At 66.5% G+C, this 17315-nt stretch carries 13 protein-coding genes; 8 read left to right on the top strand and 5 right to left on the bottom strand.

Annotated features, from left to right (window positions below; translation table 11 throughout):
- Positions 1-119: 119 nt before the first annotated feature.
- Positions 120-1598 (top strand): hypothetical protein, encoded by a 1479-nt coding sequence (locus DAT35_RS30075; protein WP_108071361.1) that lies wholly within the window; start codon positions 120-122, stop codon positions 1596-1598.
- Between the two features lie 176 nt (positions 1599-1774).
- Here DAT35_RS30075 and DAT35_RS30070 read toward each other — a convergent pair whose 3' ends face one another.
- Entirely contained in the window at positions 1775-2434 is a 660-nt protein-coding gene (locus DAT35_RS30070; protein WP_108071359.1) for a glutathione S-transferase family protein, read from the bottom strand.
- Between the two features lie 260 nt (positions 2435-2694).
- Between DAT35_RS30070 and DAT35_RS30065 the strand changes: the two genes are divergently transcribed.
- The 4 genes from DAT35_RS30065 to DAT35_RS30050 all read left to right on the top strand — a co-directional run bounded on the left by DAT35_RS30065 (position 2695) and on the right by DAT35_RS30050 (position 7991).
- Positions 2695-3489: an AraC family transcriptional regulator gene (locus tag DAT35_RS30065; protein ID WP_233261799.1), complete on the top strand. Its 795-nt coding sequence runs from the start codon at positions 2695-2697 to the stop codon at positions 3487-3489.
- Positions 3490-3541: 52 nt separating this feature from the next.
- Positions 3542-3871 carry a hypothetical protein gene (locus DAT35_RS60080; RefSeq protein ID WP_199243040.1) on the top strand — a complete coding sequence of 110 codons (330 nt, stop codon included), beginning with the start codon at positions 3542-3544 and terminating at the stop codon, positions 3869-3871.
- Between the two features lie 57 nt (positions 3872-3928).
- The gene (locus tag DAT35_RS30055) at positions 3929-7330 is read left to right on the top strand and encodes a carboxypeptidase-like regulatory domain-containing protein (RefSeq protein WP_108071355.1); all 3402 of its coding nucleotides are present in this window, start codon (positions 3929-3931) and stop codon (positions 7328-7330) included.
- Between the two features lie 70 nt (positions 7331-7400).
- A complete protein-coding gene (locus tag DAT35_RS30050) occupies positions 7401-7991 on the top strand; it encodes a DUF4291 domain-containing protein (protein WP_108071353.1) in 591 nt (196 codons plus the stop codon).
- A 12-nt stretch (positions 7992-8003) separates the two neighbouring features.
- On the opposite strand, the gene DAT35_RS30045 is transcribed toward DAT35_RS30050, so the two are convergent.
- Both DAT35_RS30045 and DAT35_RS30040 read right to left on the bottom strand, forming a co-directional pair.
- The gene (locus tag DAT35_RS30045; RefSeq protein WP_233261798.1) at positions 8004-9233 is read right to left on the bottom strand and encodes a HAMP domain-containing sensor histidine kinase; all 1230 of its coding nucleotides are present in this window, start codon (positions 9231-9233) and stop codon (positions 8004-8006) included.
- Positions 9205-9891, bottom strand: coding sequence for a response regulator transcription factor (locus DAT35_RS30040; RefSeq protein WP_108071349.1), 687 nt, complete (start codon positions 9889-9891; stop codon positions 9205-9207). Before DAT35_RS30040 ends, DAT35_RS30045 begins: the two co-directional genes overlap by 29 nt.
- 141 nt (positions 9892-10032) lie before the next feature.
- On the opposite strand from DAT35_RS30040, the gene DAT35_RS30035 reads away from it, so the two are divergent.
- Positions 10033-10806 carry an alpha/beta hydrolase gene (locus DAT35_RS30035; RefSeq protein WP_108071346.1) on the top strand — a complete coding sequence of 258 codons (774 nt, stop codon included), beginning with the start codon at positions 10033-10035 and terminating at the stop codon, positions 10804-10806.
- Between the two features lie 106 nt (positions 10807-10912).
- On the opposite strand, the gene DAT35_RS30030 is transcribed toward DAT35_RS30035, so the two are convergent.
- Both DAT35_RS30030 and DAT35_RS30025 read right to left on the bottom strand, forming a co-directional pair.
- Positions 10913-12559, bottom strand: a complete 1647-nt coding sequence (locus DAT35_RS30030) for a carboxylesterase/lipase family protein (RefSeq protein ID WP_158501945.1) — start codon at positions 12557-12559, stop codon at positions 10913-10915.
- 546 nt (positions 12560-13105) lie between these two features.
- Positions 13106-13564, bottom strand: coding sequence for a helix-turn-helix domain-containing protein (locus DAT35_RS30025; protein ID WP_233261797.1), 459 nt, complete (start codon positions 13562-13564; stop codon positions 13106-13108).
- A 106-nt stretch (positions 13565-13670) separates the two neighbouring features.
- Between DAT35_RS30025 and DAT35_RS30020 the strand changes: the two genes are divergently transcribed.
- Together DAT35_RS30020 and DAT35_RS30010 are read left to right on the top strand one after the other, a co-directional pair.
- Positions 13671-14915: an MFS transporter gene (locus tag DAT35_RS30020; RefSeq protein WP_199243039.1), complete on the top strand. Its 1245-nt coding sequence runs from the start codon at positions 13671-13673 to the stop codon at positions 14913-14915.
- Between the two features lie 549 nt (positions 14916-15464).
- Positions 15465-17309: a Hint domain-containing protein gene (locus DAT35_RS30010; RefSeq protein WP_146209944.1), complete on the top strand. Its 1845-nt coding sequence runs from the start codon at positions 15465-15467 to the stop codon at positions 17307-17309.
- Positions 17310-17315 lie beyond the last annotated feature (6 nt).

Here is a 17315-nt window from a genome sequence, read left to right as displayed (position 1 = left end):
CTCGAGAGGGGGGGCAGTGCCGAAACCGAATCCAGTGGCCCGAGAACTGAAGTTTCGCGCCCGACGGACCCGCGCTCGGCCTGGAATTTGCGAACACGCCTCCGTGAACGGAGGAACGAATGCGCATCCGAGCAGGCGTGGTGGGTGCTGGACTGGTGGTCATTTCATTGCTCGCGGTGGGTTGCTCTGACCAGACCAGGACAGGCGGCTCGCAGGGGAAGCAGGAACCCGATCCATCGATAGGAAACGAAACTCCCTCGGAGCCCCCTCCAGTTCCCGCGGAGGATGCAGGCACCCCCCCACCGGACGAAGATGCGGGAACGACGCCCGATGCCGGCACGCCGGAGGACGCGGGGACGACGCCTGATGCCGGTCAGACCGCGGGTCCGTGGCCGGTCGACGCGGTGCTCGACTACACGCAGACGTTTGGCGCCGGCACACCGCAGAGCGTTGGACTCGATGAGGGGCTGAACCTCTGGTTGCTCAAGGACAATCGTATTGGCGTGCTGCGCCCGGGCAATAAGGCTCCAACGTGGACCACGGGCATCGGACAGGCGAGCCAGCCGTTCGGTGGGAATTCGCTCGCGCTCGGCTCGACGGTCATCTGCGGCGGTGAGGCCGGGCGCGCCTACGTGGGGTATAGAGCGCTCACCATGGAGTCGGCGGAAGGGATCTGGGATCACGCGTACATCCCCGGACCGGGCGAGGCGTACTACACGCCCGAGCGCTACGCCGAGTACCAGAAGGGAGACCTCGACGCGGTCCGCCTCCAGTCGGATGGAAGCGTGGTGCTCGAGGAGCACATCTGGCGTACCACCGGCGCGTCGAATGCGGGCAGGAAGATCGGCATCCACAACACGAACGACTTTCACTACGAGGAGGATCGCAGCATCCTGAACTGCGCTCGCGTGACGCGCGGCCCGTATCGCGGCGACCTCTACATCACGACGAACCACGGCGTGACCCGTATCCAGGGGCTCACGTACAACAGCCACCGTCATCCGGGCTGGGAGCTGCTCATCGCCACGAATCCGGACGGAACGCCGCAATATTCGCTCCAGCTCTCGTCGATGTACGGGCTCGGCATCGCGCCGAACGGAGACGTCCTCGTCGCGAACGAGCAGATGGTGGGAGTGCTCATCCCGAGTCCGAAGCTCGAGGAGTGGGACCGCGAGAACACCTGGGAAGGGCCCACGCCCTGGCGGTACAAGGGCTACAATGACAAGCTCAACGGCCAGGCGGACGATGATTACTGGCGCGCCTTCGAGCAGACCACCTCGGGTCGCTACTACCTGGGGAGCGCGGAGTTCGGCGTCTGGGCGATGACGCTGAGGTCACGCTCCGATGGGGATTGGTCGAAGCTCGCCGGGCTGCCGACGAATCAGATCATCGCGCTCAAGGCGACGGATGACGGCGCGCTCTATATCGGCACGAATGGTGCGGGGCTCTGGCGGCTGGAGCCGGACGGCACGACGCTGTCCAGGGTGCAGCAGGTGTCCGGCCAGAAAGTCTTGCAACTCGTCTACGAACCCACCGTGAAGCCAAGCATGCTGCTTGTTCTCACCGACCGGGGACTGACCGTCCTCCGAGGGCCGTAGGGTCCGCTCCGGACACCCGGAAGAAGGTATCCGGAAGAAGGTATCAAAGGACTCGAACGGTGCCTTGGCACGGTGCACCCCCCGGAAAAACAAAAGGCCCCAGGTTCCTGAGAACCTGGGGCCCTGATCGGCTACCACGTGTCATGGTTGCGCAGTTCTCCAGGCGGAGCGGGGCTTCAATCCCTATCCGGCGCCCCGAGGGGAAAGAGCGACCGGAACGGCCGCGCTTCCTCCACCGCCCGGGCGAAAGACGGGCGGGCAAGCAACCGCGCGCGGTAGGCACGCAGCACGGGAAACGCCTCGGAAATCCGGTGCGTCCAGTCCGCGTAGAACAGCGAGGGCGCGGCCGCGCAGTCCGCCAGTGTGAAGTCAGCGCCAGCGGCCCAGGTCCTGCCAGCAAGCTGTCCTTCGAGCCACGCGTAGGCGAGTTCCAGCTTTTGTGTAGCAAGCGCCAGTCCTTCTTTGCGCTTCACCGGGTCACCTGTCAGCGCACCGTTTACCGCGTGCTGCACCTCGTTCATGACGTGCAGGTCGAAGAAGCGGTCGAGGAAGCGCACGTCCAGCGCGGCCATTGGGTCCGCGGGCAACAGGCGCACCGGCCCGGGATGCACGAGCTGCAGGTACTCGATGATGATGCTGGTCTCGACGATGTGGCGCTCGCCGTCCAAGAGCATCGGGAACTTGCGCAGCGGCCAGCGCCGCAGCCACTCCGCCGAGTGCTGCGGCGTCTCCGGCCCGAGACAGCGGAAATCGAAGGGCAGGCCGTTCTCGTACAGCGCGATGAGCACTTTCTGCGTGTACGAGGAGAAGGGATGACCATAGAGCGCGAGTGACATTGTGAGACCTCTTCATTCAAACCGATTGCAGTTTGCAACCGGTTCATTGGTACCCTTACCGCTTGCACATTGCAAGTACCAACCTCGGGAGAACGGCCGTGCGGGGCTTCCGGGATGGCTGAACGGGGGGACATACTCACCCATACTCACCGTCCATGAAACGCACACCGCAGCGCTCACCTCCCCATCTCGTCACCCTGGACACGATGGGCGCAGGGGGCCTGCCCTTGCGTGTCATTCGTATACCAGGACACAGGCCCGTGCCTCCGCCCGGGCCGCTCGTCTCGACCTTCTTCACGGTCTTCGTGCTGACGGCGGGAAGGGGGCGAGGCCGCCACCTGGAGCAAGTCGAGCTCCATGAGGGGGACATCCACCTCGTCCCCGCCGGCGTGGAGCACCAGCCCCTCGATATTGGCAACCTCGAGGGGTGGATCGTGGGGTTCGATCCGCTGCTGCTCCGCTCGCTCGGACCGGAATGGTTGCCAGAATCGCCTCGAGACACTGGAAAGACGAAGCCCCCTCCGGCGAGGAGCCTCTTCGTCCGGGGACTGCTTCGGCTGCGGCCCGGACCATCCCGGTGGCGTCGAATCGTGCACCAGGTGGCCGAGCTGGAAGCCGAACTGCGAGAGGCCCGGTGGGGCGTGGAGAACGCCGCACACGCATGGTTCGTCTTGCTGGTCACGGAGCTCCTGCGCGAGCTGCAGGAGCACGCGCCTATCGCGCCGTCCATGAGCGGCGGGCTCGTGCACGATGCGCTCGCCTACATCGAGGCGCACTGCTTGCGGCCCCTCTCGCTCCAGGACGTCGCGGCGGCGGTGGGGTGCACGCCCTCGCACCTGGCCAACGTCATCCGCAAGGAGACGGGGCTGACGGTGGGCGACTGGCTGCGAGAGCACCGCATGGCCGAGGCCCGGCGGTGCCTGCTGGAAACGGGAGCCAGTATCGAGACCATCGCCAGCCAGGTGGGTTACACCGACGTCACCCATTTCATCCGCACCTTCCGGCGCGTCCACGGAGTGACGCCCCGGGCCTGGCGCGAGCAGCGCCGCCGCTAACCCCAATCCAAGCCGATTTCCGCCCCAGACCACGCTCTGGGTCGACGTCACGATGACCCACACGAAGAGCGGCACGACCACGACCGAACGCTTCGACCTCGTGGTGGGCGCGGACGGCATGCGCTCGACCGTCCGTCAGCTCGTCTTTGGTCCGCAGGAGGACTTCTTCTACCCGCTGAACCAGGCGAAGCTGCGCCCGTTCATTGTGAACATGCAGCTTCAAGGGCTGAAGTCGAGACAGCTCTTCACCCCGGCCAACGAGGCTCAGCGAATCATTCGCGGGGCAGCCCTGCGCCTCATGGGCAATCGCCTGACGGGCCCGATCGCCAGAAGAATACTCGGCCCCAACAAGGCGATGATGCTCGACATCGTCGCGCAGTAGCGCGGCCGACGCCCCGCCTTCGGCTCCGGCCCGACATGCTGCTAGTCTCCGGACAGCATGGCAACCGCATTACACAAGCAACTCCTGGCCGCATCCGCGTTCGTCGCGCTCGTCCTGGGAGCCGCCGTGGTCGGGGGCGTCCTTCCCGGCGCGAAGCCCGCGGTGCCGCCCCAGCGCGCCAGGCCCGTTCGAGAGGCGCCCACGCCGCCGCCTCGCGGTGACGGGGTCATCCAGGGAAGGGTCGTCGCCTGGGACGACACCCCTGTCGCCGGTGTCGAGGTCTCCGCGACGCTGAGCCTGCCCGGGAAGTCCCTGTCCGCCCTCCCCTGTGAGGGGAAGTCTCCGAACACCCTCCTGTCCTCTCCCAACTGCCGGGGCGCGCCGAGACGGCGGCTCACCGGGCTCATCGAGCAAGGACTGGGTGCAGCGCCCGTGGTGGCGAGGACCACGTCCTCCGCGGATGGGACCTTCTCGCTCACGGGACTGCCCGATGGAGCCATCGCCCTCTGGGCCCTGGATGCGCGAGGCGCCGGGGTGGCTCCCCACGTGGAAGCGGGCGCCACCGGCCTGAAGCTCGTGCTCGGAAGAAGCGCCACCCTTTCCGGCCGTGTCGTGGACGAGGCCAATCGCCCCCTGCAGGACGCCAGCGTGACGCTCTTTCTCGCCGAGCACTCGCGCTACTTCGAGGCGACCACCGACAAGCAGGGCCGCTTCTCGCTCGGCCCGCTGCCCGATGGAAACTACGGACTCGTCGCCCAGCATCCCGACCTGCTGCCCGCGTACGAGTCGCTGTCCTCGCTCCAGGACCTGGATGACGACGTGGTGCTCCATGCGCCCCGGCGTCTCGTCGGGCAGGTGCGCGACGGGGAGCATCCCGTCGCCGACGCGGAGGTCGTGGCCACCGGGACAGGGCATTCCACACGAACGAGCGGGGACGGGCGCTTCATCCTCGAGGACATGCCCTCGGGTGACCACGAACTGACGGCAAGCACCTCGCGCAAGCGCGGCCACGCCCGCGTGAAGCTGGAAGAAGGCTACCCGGAGGCCGCGGTCGACATCGAACTCGAGCCACTCGTCTCGTTCAGCGGCACGGTGAAGGACCCGAAGGGGAACCCCATCCCCGACGCCGTGGTCGAGGTCGAGGGGCCCGACGAAGAGAAGACCCTCACGGACACGCAGGGACGCTTCACCTTCGAGGCCTTGTCTCCAGGAGACTACAAGGTCACGGTGAGGGCCGAAGGCTACGCGGACAGACGCTTCCCCAACGTAGCGCCGGCCAGGACTCCGACACGGGACTGGGTCCTCAAGCCGACCGTCCGCATCCGTGGCGTGCTCGTCGACACCGAGGGCCGTCCCGTGCCGAAGGCCATCGTCCAACTCTCGGAGAGTGTCATGGACGAGGATGAGGACGACAAACCCTGGCTTTCCCCGCCAGAGGAGGATGGGAACGATGAGCCAGGCCCCATGGGCGGCCCCATCGACGCTCATGAGTCGCGCGTGCATCAGTTCCGCGCGGACGAGAACGGTCGCTTCGCCTTCGAGCGCGCCGCGCCCGGCCGTTTCGCGCTCCGCGTCGATTCAGACCCATACATGCCCCTGCACACCCTCGTGGATGCGCCAGCCACCGGCCTGCGCCTGGTCCTTCACCCGGGAGCACGGGTGAAGGGAAACGTCGTGGATGCCCAGGGCATGCCCCTGGCGGAGGTCAAACTCTCGCTGCGCACAGGACCCGACGAGACGGAGGTCATCGCGCCCACGACCTCCGACGAGCATGGCCGCTTCGCGCTCGGGGGGATCCCCCCAGGCCACTACATCCTCCGGGCCCGCTTCGACCAGGGAGCACCCCACGGCACGACGCTCCCCATCGAGGTCCTCGGCACGGAGACCGTCGAGGCCGTGGTCCGGCTGGACACCGGACTGAGCGTCTCCGGCATCATCATGGACGAGTCGAACCGCCCCATTCCCCACGTCCGAATCGAGGCAACGTCTGCCAAGGGGACCTATGAGCCCCAGGAGGGAGACTCCCCCTCCTCCTCCCCCGCCATCACGGATGAACAAGGCCGCTTCACGGTGAGGCACCTGCGCCCAGGCCCGTGTGAGCTCGCCATCGACATCCCAGGCCACGAGCTGAGCAGGGTGCGCGCCGCGGGCACCGATTCGACGGGCGAGCAGTCCCCGCTCGTGGTCCCCGCCGGCTCCACGGACGTGACGCTGACCTTCCGCTACATCGGCGGAGTCCGCGGGCGTCTGGTTCGCGAGGACGGCACGCCCATCACCTACTTCTCCATCGACACCTACGAACACCGGGATCCCCAGGGGGCTTTCCAACTGGACCTCCAGAGGCCAGGCCCCACCCAGTTGGCCATCTCCGCCCCCGAGCGAACGCCCATCCTGCTGCGCGAGGTCGAGGTCGCGCCAGGGCAGGTCAAGGACCTGGGCGACATCGTCATGAAGGCCCGACAGCCGCTGCGCGGCAGGGTGACCCACGCACGGACCGGTGACCCCATCGAAGGGGCATGGGTCTCGCGCCTCAGAGCGGACTCGGGGGATGAGTTGCTCGGCTTCGGGAGGGACCTCAAGTCCTCCGCCGTCACCGGTCACGACGGAAGCTTCGAGATGGACGGAGTGGAGGCCGATGGCCTCGTCCTGGAAGTCTCGCACGACCAATTTCCAACGCATCGCCAACCCATTGGCGCGGGCGACACCTGGTTGGACATCCGGATGATGCCTGGCGCGAGGCTGCTGGGCACCGTGACGGACTCGGAGGGACACCCGGTCGAGACGTCTCTCCAGCTGCTCACCGACTCACCCGAGTTGCCAGGGTATGACCTCTCCTCTGTCTATGACGTCTCCCCCATCCAGGTCAGCGATGGGCGTTACGACATCGATGGGATTGACCCGGGAACCTACCTGGTCGTTCCCACTCCGGTGACATCCCCAGGGAAGACGCCCATCCGGTTCAAGCCTCAGACCGTGGTGTTGGCCCTCGGCTCACGACACGTCCTGGACTTCCATGAGCAGCGTGGGAACTCCCGGCTGACCCTGCTCCTGTCCAATGGGGGGCCCACCACTCCCGACGATGAGCGGGTCACCCTCGATGACAGGGTGCTCGTCGAGGGAGACCTTCCCCTGCCTGAATACGAAATCAGACTGCAGAATGCGCGCGGTGCCTTGGAAGTCCCTCTCGATGAAGACCGAGGGAACCCGGCGAGCGCCTCCGCCTCGGGACTGTCCGCAGGGCGCTACACCTACTTCGTGTTGGGAACCAGGGGCCGAGATGACAAGGTCGCCCACCGCGAGGTGGTGGACGTGGGCCCGGGAGAAGACATCGTCCGGCGAATCCAACCCCGATGGACGTCGATCGTGGCCAGGCCTCCACGCATCATTCGAGAGCCTTGTCGCACCCGCTGCTCCTTCGACGGGTGGGACCCGGAACCAGATGGGCCCGAGGGGCAGTGACCGGGCCTCCTGCCCGGGCTCCCGCCACACGGGCTCGCTCGCACGAGGGGGGATGCGCTAGCCTTTCCAGGTGCCCAGCCGTCGCGAGATCCGTGCCGATCACGACCAGACGTCCATCATCGTGTATCAGGCCTACCCTGATGCCATCGCGGACGTGGCGCTCGAGCGGCAGCGGTTTGCTCCGCCGTTCTCGCTCAATCGGATGACGTGGATCAAACCGAGCTTCTTGTGGCTGATGGAGCGCAGCAACTGGGGGCTCAAGTCGGGACAGGAGCGGATCCTCGCCATCCGCATCCAGCGCGAGGGCTGGGAAGCCGCGTTGGCTCTCGGGGTGCTGACGAGCTTCGAGCCAGCGGCCCACGGTACTCCCCAGGCGTGGAGCCGGTCCTTCGAAGCCGCGGCCGTCCACATCCAGTGGGATCCCGAGCGCTCGTTGCGAGGTCAGGCCCTCCCGCACGACAGCATCCAGGTGGGGCTCGGGCGGACGGTCATCGGCCGCTACGTCGACGAGTGGTGCCTGTCCATCGAGGACCTCACGGAGCGGGTGCGGAAGATTCGCAAGCTCCTCGATGCCGGGCGAGCCGAGCAGGCCACCCGGCACCTGCCGCGGGAATCCGTCTATCCGCTCCCCGCGGACTTGCGCTGTCGACTCGGGATGTGACGGCGCTGGCGGTTACTCCTCGCCGAACGTCAGTTGCACCTTCGCCCCATGCGGCTCGAGGGCGCTGATGGACAGCTCCCAGGCAAACCGCCGCGCCAGCCGCTCCACGAGCGACAGGCCCACGCCGAACCCCGTCCGTCCGGGCTCGACACGGCCGAAGCCCACGCCCGTGTCCGAGATGGTCCAGCTCCGAGGCTCCACGCGGATGACGATGCGCCCCTCGCTCGTGTAGGCGAGTGCGTTCTTGATGAGGTTGCCCAGCATCACCCGGGCCACCGGTCCCGGGAGGGGCACTCGGACCTCGCCTGCCGCCTCGATGACGAGCTCCACGCTGTCGCTCTGCCGCGGGCCACCGTACAGCGCGACCATCTCGCGCGTGATGCCCACCAGCTCGCAGTGCTCTTCGGAGTGGCCCGTGCGAGCCAGCCAGAGGATTCCCTCCGTCAACAGGCCCATGTGGTGCACCGCATGACGCAGACGCGCGAACGTCTCCACGTCCCGGGGTGGGTCCAGCTCCAGAATCTCCACCGCCCCCTGCGCCACCGCCAGGGGTGTGCGCAGCTCATGACTGGCGTCGCGGTTGAATGCCCGCTCCCGCTCCAGCAGCCCCTGGATGCGCTCGTCCCGGGCCCTCAGCGCCTCGACCAGCGCGCGCACCTCGGCCACGCCGCCATCGTCTCCCGGAGGCGGTGCGCCGTCCGCCCGCACCCGTTCCACGAGCTGTTCCAGGGGACGGCTGAGCCTCCGCGCGACGAGGCGGGAGAGCAGCGCGGCGGCCAGCAGTGCCAGCAGGGCGCTGGTCACCAGCAGTCCGGCCGTCCGCCGCAGGTGGCTGGTGGCGCTCGTCAGCTCCGTCACGTCGAAGACGACGTAGAGCCCACGTCCATTCGCCGCGCCCGGGCGCACCGCGACGTGGAAGTGGCCGTGGCCCTCGGTGAAGACCTCGCGCTCACGCCGGGGAGTGTCCTCCGGCAGCGCCTCCCCGAGCCAGGGTGGCAGGCTCGCGTGGCCCACGTAGGCCGTCATTCCAGGCAGGCGTGCCTGCTCGAGCGTGCTGCCTTCCGGGGCGGCCGTCTCCAGGCGCCGGTCCGCCTCGGCGGCCACGAGCCGGCTGAAGATGACATCCTCGAGGTCGTAGCTGAAGAGCGTGAAGAACGCGCCCATCAGCACGAGCGCGAGCGCCGCGGACAGCCCCATGGCGCCCAGGAGGATGTTACGGACCGACCTGGCATTTCCGCGCATCCAGACTGTATCCCTCGCTGCGCCGGGTGGTGATGGACGGGTCCATGCCCAGCTCGGCGAGCGCTCTGCGCAGGGCATAGACGTGGGTGCGCAACGCGCTCGACTCCGGGACCTCGTCGCCCCAGAGATGGTGGGCCAGGGTGGCCGCCGAGACGGGCTCGGGCGCGGCCTCCATCAGCAGCTTCAGGATGAGCGCCTCGGTCCGGTTGAGACGGACGGTGCGCTCGCCCAGGTGGGCCTGGCCGCTGTCCGGCTCCAGCGAGAGTCTTCCCACCGTCAGCCGCCGTCCACTCGGTGGAACCGGCCGGCGCGCCAGCGCTTCGAGACGCCAGCGCAGCTCCCGGAGCGAGAACGGCTTGACGAGGTAGTCATCCGCCCCCGCGCGGAAGCCCTCCTCCTTGTCCTCGAGCGTGTCCCGCGCGGTCAGCATCAGGATGGGCACCAGCCGGGGCGCGAGCTGGCGGTAGCGCTGGCACAGCTCGATGCCGCTCAGGCCCGGCAGCATCAGGTCCAGCACGATGACGTCGTATTCGTGGCTCAGCGCGAGCGTGAGTCCCTGAGGCCCGGTGGCGGCGAAGTCCAGCAGGAAGTCCGACCCCAGGAACCTCGCGATGTTGGCCTGGAGGTCTCGGTTGTCCTCGATGACAAGCACACGCATGGGGGCAGGAGAGGTGCTTCGGAGTGGGAACGGCGGCAGATTACCAGCCGCTCCGTCAAACGAGTGTCAACCGCGGCTTGACGCCCCGCTGACGTACACGACGGCAGTGTGCCAGGGCCTCTCACTCCCAGGAGTCCCGCCATGAAACGCCTGCTGCCGCTGTGCCTCATGCTCCTCGCTGCCTCCGTGGCTCGTGCCGCCGGTCCCGGTGCTCCCATGGAGATCCGTGCGGAGGACGGAGAGCGAATCCCCGTGCTCGTGCTGGAACCGGAAGGCCGCGCGGCGAATCCTCCGGTGGCCGTCCTCCTGCATGGCCTCACCCGGCGCAAGGAGGACTGGCTGTCGGATGCGGCCCCCACCTACGGTGGCGCGCTGAGGGACCACCTGGTGCGGTCGGGGTACCGGGTCTATCTCCTCGATGCGAGGCGGCACGGCGAGCGGGCGACTCCCGACGCCAGACCCGGCGAGCTCGCCAGGCGTGCCCATCGCGGCGAGCCCGCCCTGTACCAGGCGATGATCGCGGACACCGTCCGGGATGCCCACGCACTGCTCTCCTCCGTCCTGGCGACCCGCAAGCCGCCGCGCGTGCTCGTCGCCGGGTACAGCATGGGAGCGCAGGTGGGCCTCCTGCTCGCCGCGCGTGAGCCCCGCATCACCCATCTCGTCACGATGGTGCCGCCGCACATCGACCCCTCCCTGGGCGAGATTGCACCCGCGGGCCACATGGCGCGGATTCACCAGGACTGGCTGCTGCTGACCGCGAACCAGGACGACTTCGCCCCCGTCGCGGACAGCCGCGCCCTGTTCGATGCCTCCCCCTCCCGCCGCAAGTCGCACAAGACCTTCGACAGCGGGCACGCCCTGCCGCGCGAGTACCTGGACGACGTGCACCGCTGGCTCGGCGCCAGGCGGTAGCGTCCCGGAGCGGCCCCGGGGGGACAGAGGGCTCCGCGAGGAAAGCGCTCGCGGAGCCTCATCGCCGCCCCCTCACCGGTAACTTCGTGAAGGAGGTTGGTTCCCGTCACGAGTGGTCCCCAGGAGAGGCAGGCTCCTGGGCGGGTTCGACGCCCGGATACTCGCCCGTCCCGGTCGCTTCGGCCTCCTCCGCACCCTCGCCCGAGAGCACCGCCTCCAGGGTGGGATACAACATGATGAACCGGTCGAGCCGGGCCCTCCGGAAACCCTTCTCGAGGGTGATTGGGTCGTCCAGTTTCAGGGTGTGGTCCTTCGGATTGAGGAGCCCGTACTCATTCTTGGGCCACGCCACGCTCCCGCTGGGGGTGCCGGTGTTCGCGAACGAGTACCAGTAGTCGACGACCTTCTCGGACACCGCCCGGTCGTTATCCGTGAAAACGTCCTTGCTCCCCACGAAGATATCGCCCGTCCCCATGGTGTAGACGACCTCGTTTCCGTGAGCGACGCCGTAGCGATGTTCCTCGCGATCGGCCTCCGTGACGTAGCTGAAGTAGTAACGCCAGCTCGACGACTTCTTCGAGTGTTGATCCGAGATCCAGCGGGCCTGCATGGTGAACAGCATGTCGCGCAGCAGCAGGGGGGCGAAGCGCCGTTTGTTGTCGAGCTCCTTGGGGTTTACCTCTGGATCCTTGGCGTAGAGGCTCTTCAGCTCTTGCAAGAAGGCTGTCGCATCCTCCCCGCCGGCATCGACGAACCTGCCCAGCACGGCGACCGGATCCATACCGAAGGCCGCGAGCACACTGGCTTCGTTGCTGGTGCTCCCGATGATCAGCGGTAGCACCTTCTGATCACCGTCCTTGAAGGCTTGCCGGATCTTCTTCTTCAGCACCACGCCGTCGACCACGGGCACCGGAGCCAGCCCACCTACCGGAACCGGCTCCCCGTCCGGGCCCTCCATCTCATTGGCGGCGAAGAGCTCGGCCGGCACCTTCCGGAGCTCGGCCGCCGTGGCATCGGGGCCCAGCTTGAACAGCGCGCTCGCCACCAGGGTGCCATTCTCGATGGCCTTCTCCCGCGAGTGCTCGGGAATCGCATACGGGCTCTGCGCGATGCCCTTGTGAAACAGCCCGGTCGCCAGCGGCGAGGCGAACAGGGCGAGCACGCTCACTCCTCCGGCCGACTGGCCGAAGATGGTCACGTTGTTCGGGTCGCCTCCGAACGCGGCGATGTTGCGCTTGACCCACTCCAGCGCCGCGATCTGATCCAGGAGCCCGAAGTTCACCGGCCCCTGTTCCCCCGTCTCCGCCTCCAGGCCAGGATGCGCGAAGAAGCCAAGATTCCCGAGGCGATAGTTGAAGCTGACGACCACGGCGCCCTTCCGCGCCAGGGGCAAGCCGCTGAACATCGTGATGTGGGAGGCACCGATCTTGAAGGCACCGCCGTGGATCCACACCATGACCGGCTTGGGCTTCGAGGTGTCGACGCCGGACGTCCAGACGTTCAGATACAGGCAGTCCTCGCTCTGCTCACCCACGGGCTCGGAGCCATCCAGCGAGTCCTCATAGACGGGCTGGAGGCAGGCCAGCCCGAAGGTGTCGGCCTTGAGTACGTCCGGCCGCCACTCGGTGACCGCCTGCGGCGGCTGCCAGCGCAGGTCGTCCACCGGCGGCGCCGCGTAGGGGATGCCCTTGAACACGTGGATGCCTTCCTCGATGGTTCCTTCGACGTGTCCCTTGTCTGTTTCAATGATCATCGACACTCCTCCCCTTGCCTTGCTACCCGGCACTGGCCTGGGCAGCGTGATGCGACGCGCGATGAACCGGAAGCTTGGGCGGGTGCGGGGTCTCAGCATCTGCTCCCAGGTTCGAAGCAATGACCGCTGCCGGATAGCTGGGGAGGTGTCCTGGGAAGGTGTCAAAGGCCTTGGCTGGTTCAACTGCACCCAAGGACGGCGTAGGAGGACATAGGCCGCCCCCCGGCCTTCTACAGTTCGTCACGGCGTGTACAGTTCCGCCCAGAACAATGCATTGCTACTGAACATCAGCACCTCACGAAGATAGGCCACCGGGCAAAACCCGAACCCGGCTGGGTGCGGCGGAGCAGGGGCCAGCCCCGAAAGTCAGCGACCCAGCGGACGGATTCAAATCCTGTCTCCTCGACCGTGGGGAGGGCAGCCTGGGCCACTCTAAAGGAGACAACCCGGTGCGGGCGGCGACCCGCCTGCGCCTCCTGCTCTCGCAGACCTCGAACCACACGAGCAGCCAGGAACTCCACGCAAGCCCGTGGAAGGCTGACGGTCTCAAGTCCCTCCTTCGTCGGTTTTCCGGACCGTCGTTTCATCCCAGCCAAGAACGCGCCCTTTGGCCGAACGCAGTTCGAGGCGCATGACGGGTCTGCCGCTTTCCTTCTCGACCAGGACCGAGTGGCGCTCACCTTCCTGGAAGAGATGGTCCTCGCCCCATTGGCGCAAGGCAACGATGACGAGGAAGAGCCCACGCCCCTTCTCGGTCAGAACGTATTCCTGATAGGCGCTACCATCGGAAGCTGGCGCCATTTCCAGAACGCCCCGCTCTGTGAGATCGCGTAGTCGCGTCGCCAACATGCCCTTCGCAATGCCGAGGCCGGTCTGGAACTGGCTGAAACGCCGGACGCCATCGAAGGCATCTCGGATGATCAGCAGCGACCACCAGTCGCCGATCATGTCGAGCGCCCGCGCCACCGGACAATCCTCCCCTGCCAGACTGATACGTTTCACCACGGTTTCCGCTCTCCTGAAGTCCCCTGCAATCTGGTCCTAAAATAGAACTAGAACCGCCTCGTCGCAAGTGGTTCTATCATAGGACCATCGAAAGGGATGTGCGGCAATGAGCGACGAGATGGCGAGGCCCCGCATTGGGGAGGAATATGACGTCCGGGATGAAGCGCCTTCGATGGCGGTGGGGCTGTCGAAGAGCACGACGTTGCTCTTCGCCGTCGCCTGCGGTCTGAGCGTTGCCAACATCTATTATGCCCAGCCCCTGCTCGATGCGATGGCGCAGGATTTCAGAATCAAACCAGGCGCGATCGGGCTCGTCGTCACCCTGACCCAGGTCGGTTACGCGCTTGGGCTACTCTTCATCGTCCCGCTCGGCGACCTCCTGGACCGCCGGCGTCTCATCGTTGGCCAGGCCATCCTTTCGACGGTCGCACTGCTGTTCGTGGCCACGGCCCAGACCGAAGGCGCGCTACTGTGCGGGATGGTGGCCGTTGGCCTGTTCGCGGTCGTGGTCCAGGTGCTCGTTGCCTTTGCCGCAACGCTTGCCGCGCCGGGCGAAGGCGGCAAGGCGGTGGGCATGGTGACGAGCGGTGTGGTGATCGGCATCCTCGCCGCACGCTTCGTCTCCGGAGTTCTTGCCGATCTCGGTGGCTGGCGAGCTGTCTACCTGGCTTCGGCCGTATTGACGTTTGTCATGGCGGCGATTCTCTTCTGCGTCCTGCCCAGACATCGTCCGAGCGAAACCTCCGCCGGCTATCTCGCCATTCTCCGCTCTGTCCCAGTCCTGTTCCTTCACGAGCCGGTCCTCCTCGTGCGTGGCGTGCTCGCGCTGTTGATCTTCGCGACATTCAGCACCTTCTGGACGGCGCTTGTGCTGCCGCTCAGCGCACCGCCGCTAGCCTTGTCGCATGGCCAGATCGGGCTGTTTGGCCTCATCGGCGTCGCGGGAGCGCTGGCTGCCGGCAGCGCGGGAAAGCTGGCGGATCGTGGTCTCGGACAATGGACCACAGGCCTGTCACTCGGCCTTCTGCTCGCATCCTGGGGATTGATTGCACTCCTGCCGGCATCAATCCCGGCGCTCATCGTCGGAGTGGTACTGCTCGACCTGGCGGTTCAGGCGGTCCACGTCACCAACCAGAGCATCATCTTCGGGTTGTTTCCACATGCGCGGAGTCGGCTCGTCGGTGGATACATGGTGTTTTATTCGATTGGCAGCGCAATCGGCGCCATCACCTCTACGCTCGCCTTCGCCAATGCCGGCTGGTCCGGCGTTTCACTCCTGGGTGCGAGCTTCAGCGGCGCCGCCATACTCGTATGGGCCACCGCGCACCGGGCCCGTCCCCGGCGCTCGTAGGCCCCGAACCCCACAAGCAGGCAGGAGCTCCACCGAGGCCCGTGGGAGGCTGACGGCAGCGTGCGCCCTGGCGATTTCTCTTATGCGCAAAGCTGTACATCTGAGGAAGAGTTGACGCGCCAGGGGAATCCGTTGACGCGTCAACCGACGCGTCAGAGACGCCCGTAATCGCCGGGCCAGGCGTCGCGCTCGCGCCTTTTCAGCCCCCCGGCAGGCAGCGTGGTGTTGACAGCCAAACACCCGGCGCCTGCCTCCACACCCAATACAGGCGAAGAAATACAGTGTGAACGCCTTGCGCAGCAGCCCGGCCCAATCCAGTCGCGACGTCCGCTCCTCCCTCGGTTCCGCCATCGCTGCTGCCTCGGTGGAGGGCTCGCCTCTCGCGGCTTCGGCTCCGCACTCGCCCCCATTCCCGGGATGCAGGACCACCGTCGCGCTGAGGAGCCCTCGGCCATGGGCAGGCACGTGGCTTGCTGAAGCGCGGTGCGCCCTTTTCGAAGGGAATGCCGTCGCACCAACTACCGAAATCGAAGCAAGGAGAACGAATTCATGTCGACCCGTATCAACGTGGCGAAGTCTCCCGCTTTGCTGCGCAAGATGTCTTTGGGGAGTCTGCTGGTGGGGCTCATGGGGCCGCTCACCGCGAGCGCACTGCCGTCTGGCGGGCAGAACAGCCAGATCGACTGGACGCAGTCCGAATTCTCGGGGGTGGCTCGTCCCGAGGTGCTATCCCTCACCGAGCTGAAGACATATCACGAGGATCGCAGCTACGTCCGGAGCATGGTGACGCCGGACGTCGCCACGAGCCTCGACTACTCGGATCCGCGGGTGTTCCGGTTCGTCCTCGCCCGCCTGAAGATGGCCGGGAAGACGCCGCGGACGGCGCCCCGTCTCTTTGACCTCATCAACCAGCAGCGTGCCGCCGATCAACTGCGAAAGACGGACCGCACACAGACGCTCACGGCCACCCGGACGCCCCAGCACTTCCTCAACTCGACCAACTTCCTCTCCGAGACCAGCCCGTACATGGAGGCCAACGCGCTGGTCACCTACCCCGGCGTGGCCAACTACCTCTATATCGACAGTGCCACCTATGACAAAAATGGCAACGCCCTCGGGGCGATGGGTTACGCCGAGAAGTACAGTGGCTCCATCGTGAGGGTGGCGGCGGTCGGGGACGTCACTCTCACCAGCGCGCTGGATTACGAGGTGGAGTCGTACGCTCTCATCGACTCGGCCGAGGGCCTGAAGAATTACTACACCTTCCGCGAGAACAACAGGAGGTGCCAGTTCGACCTGTCCACACTGAACATCACCGACCCCGTGAACCATACGGGCGGACAGTGCGTGGACCTCTGTCTGAACCGGACCTGGACGGGTGATTGCGACTACGACCTGACCGGAACCCCGTGGGCGTTGAAGATCCCCTTGTCCGGCTCCATCGGCATCACCTTCAACAACCCCACCTGCGTCTTCGATACCAACAGGATCGCGCAGTACCAGAACGGAACCCTGACGCCTCCGGGAAACATCAAGGTCGTGTTGGCCAACGTGGGCGGCGGCTGCGACGTGGACAGCAACAATGCCCTGTCCACCCCGATGCAGAACTTCTGGCAGCACGTCACGATCTCCCCTGACGGCAAGACGATGAACTGGAATCTCACGGGGGCGGACGCGGCGCTCTTCGACCCGAGCTGCCGGCAGGTCCAGGATCAGCTGGAGCTCACCATGATTCTGGGCATTCCGATGAAGCAGGGAGCCGTCGAGATTCCGCCACGTCCCATCGTCATCAGCAACGATCCAGACTCCCAGGCCACGGACTGGCAGTTGCCGTGCATGACCATGACGAACAGCTGCCTCGCCGAGGGCACGAAGGTGCAACTGGCCGACGGCCGCATGGTGCCCATCGAGTCCATCCAGATCGGGGACAAGATCTTCAACCCCTTCCACCCGGGCGACCAGGCACTCACCGTGACCGACATCGCCAAGGGCTTCGAGACCGTGCCCATGGTTCGCATCAAGGACAAGGCCGGGAGGGAGCTGCTGATGACGGAGATGCACCCCATCGCCACGGTGGACCGGGGCATGGTGCAGGCCCGGAAGCTGCACGTGGGAGACAAGGTCCAGACCCAGACCGGCGTCAGCCAACTGGTGAGCGTCACCCGCGAGCCGTTCGGCGGAAAGGTGCACAACCTCAAGGTCGGCTCGAACGAGGAGGCCCTGAAGCTGGGCACGGATCAGACCGTGGTGTACGCGAACGGCTTCCTCGTCGGTGACGGGCAGATCCAGCAGAAGTACGAGTCCGCCGAGCAGAATGCCAACGCGAGGCTCGACATGCGCACGCGTGTGGACAAGCGCTGGCGCCAGGACTACGTGAAGAGCGCCACCCGGTAGGTGCAC

Source organism: Vitiosangium sp. GDMCC 1.1324 (assembly GCF_003044305.1).
GTDB lineage: Bacteria > Myxococcota > Myxococcia > Myxococcales > Myxococcaceae > Archangium.
This window is presented reverse-complemented; position numbering and strand designations above follow the sequence as displayed.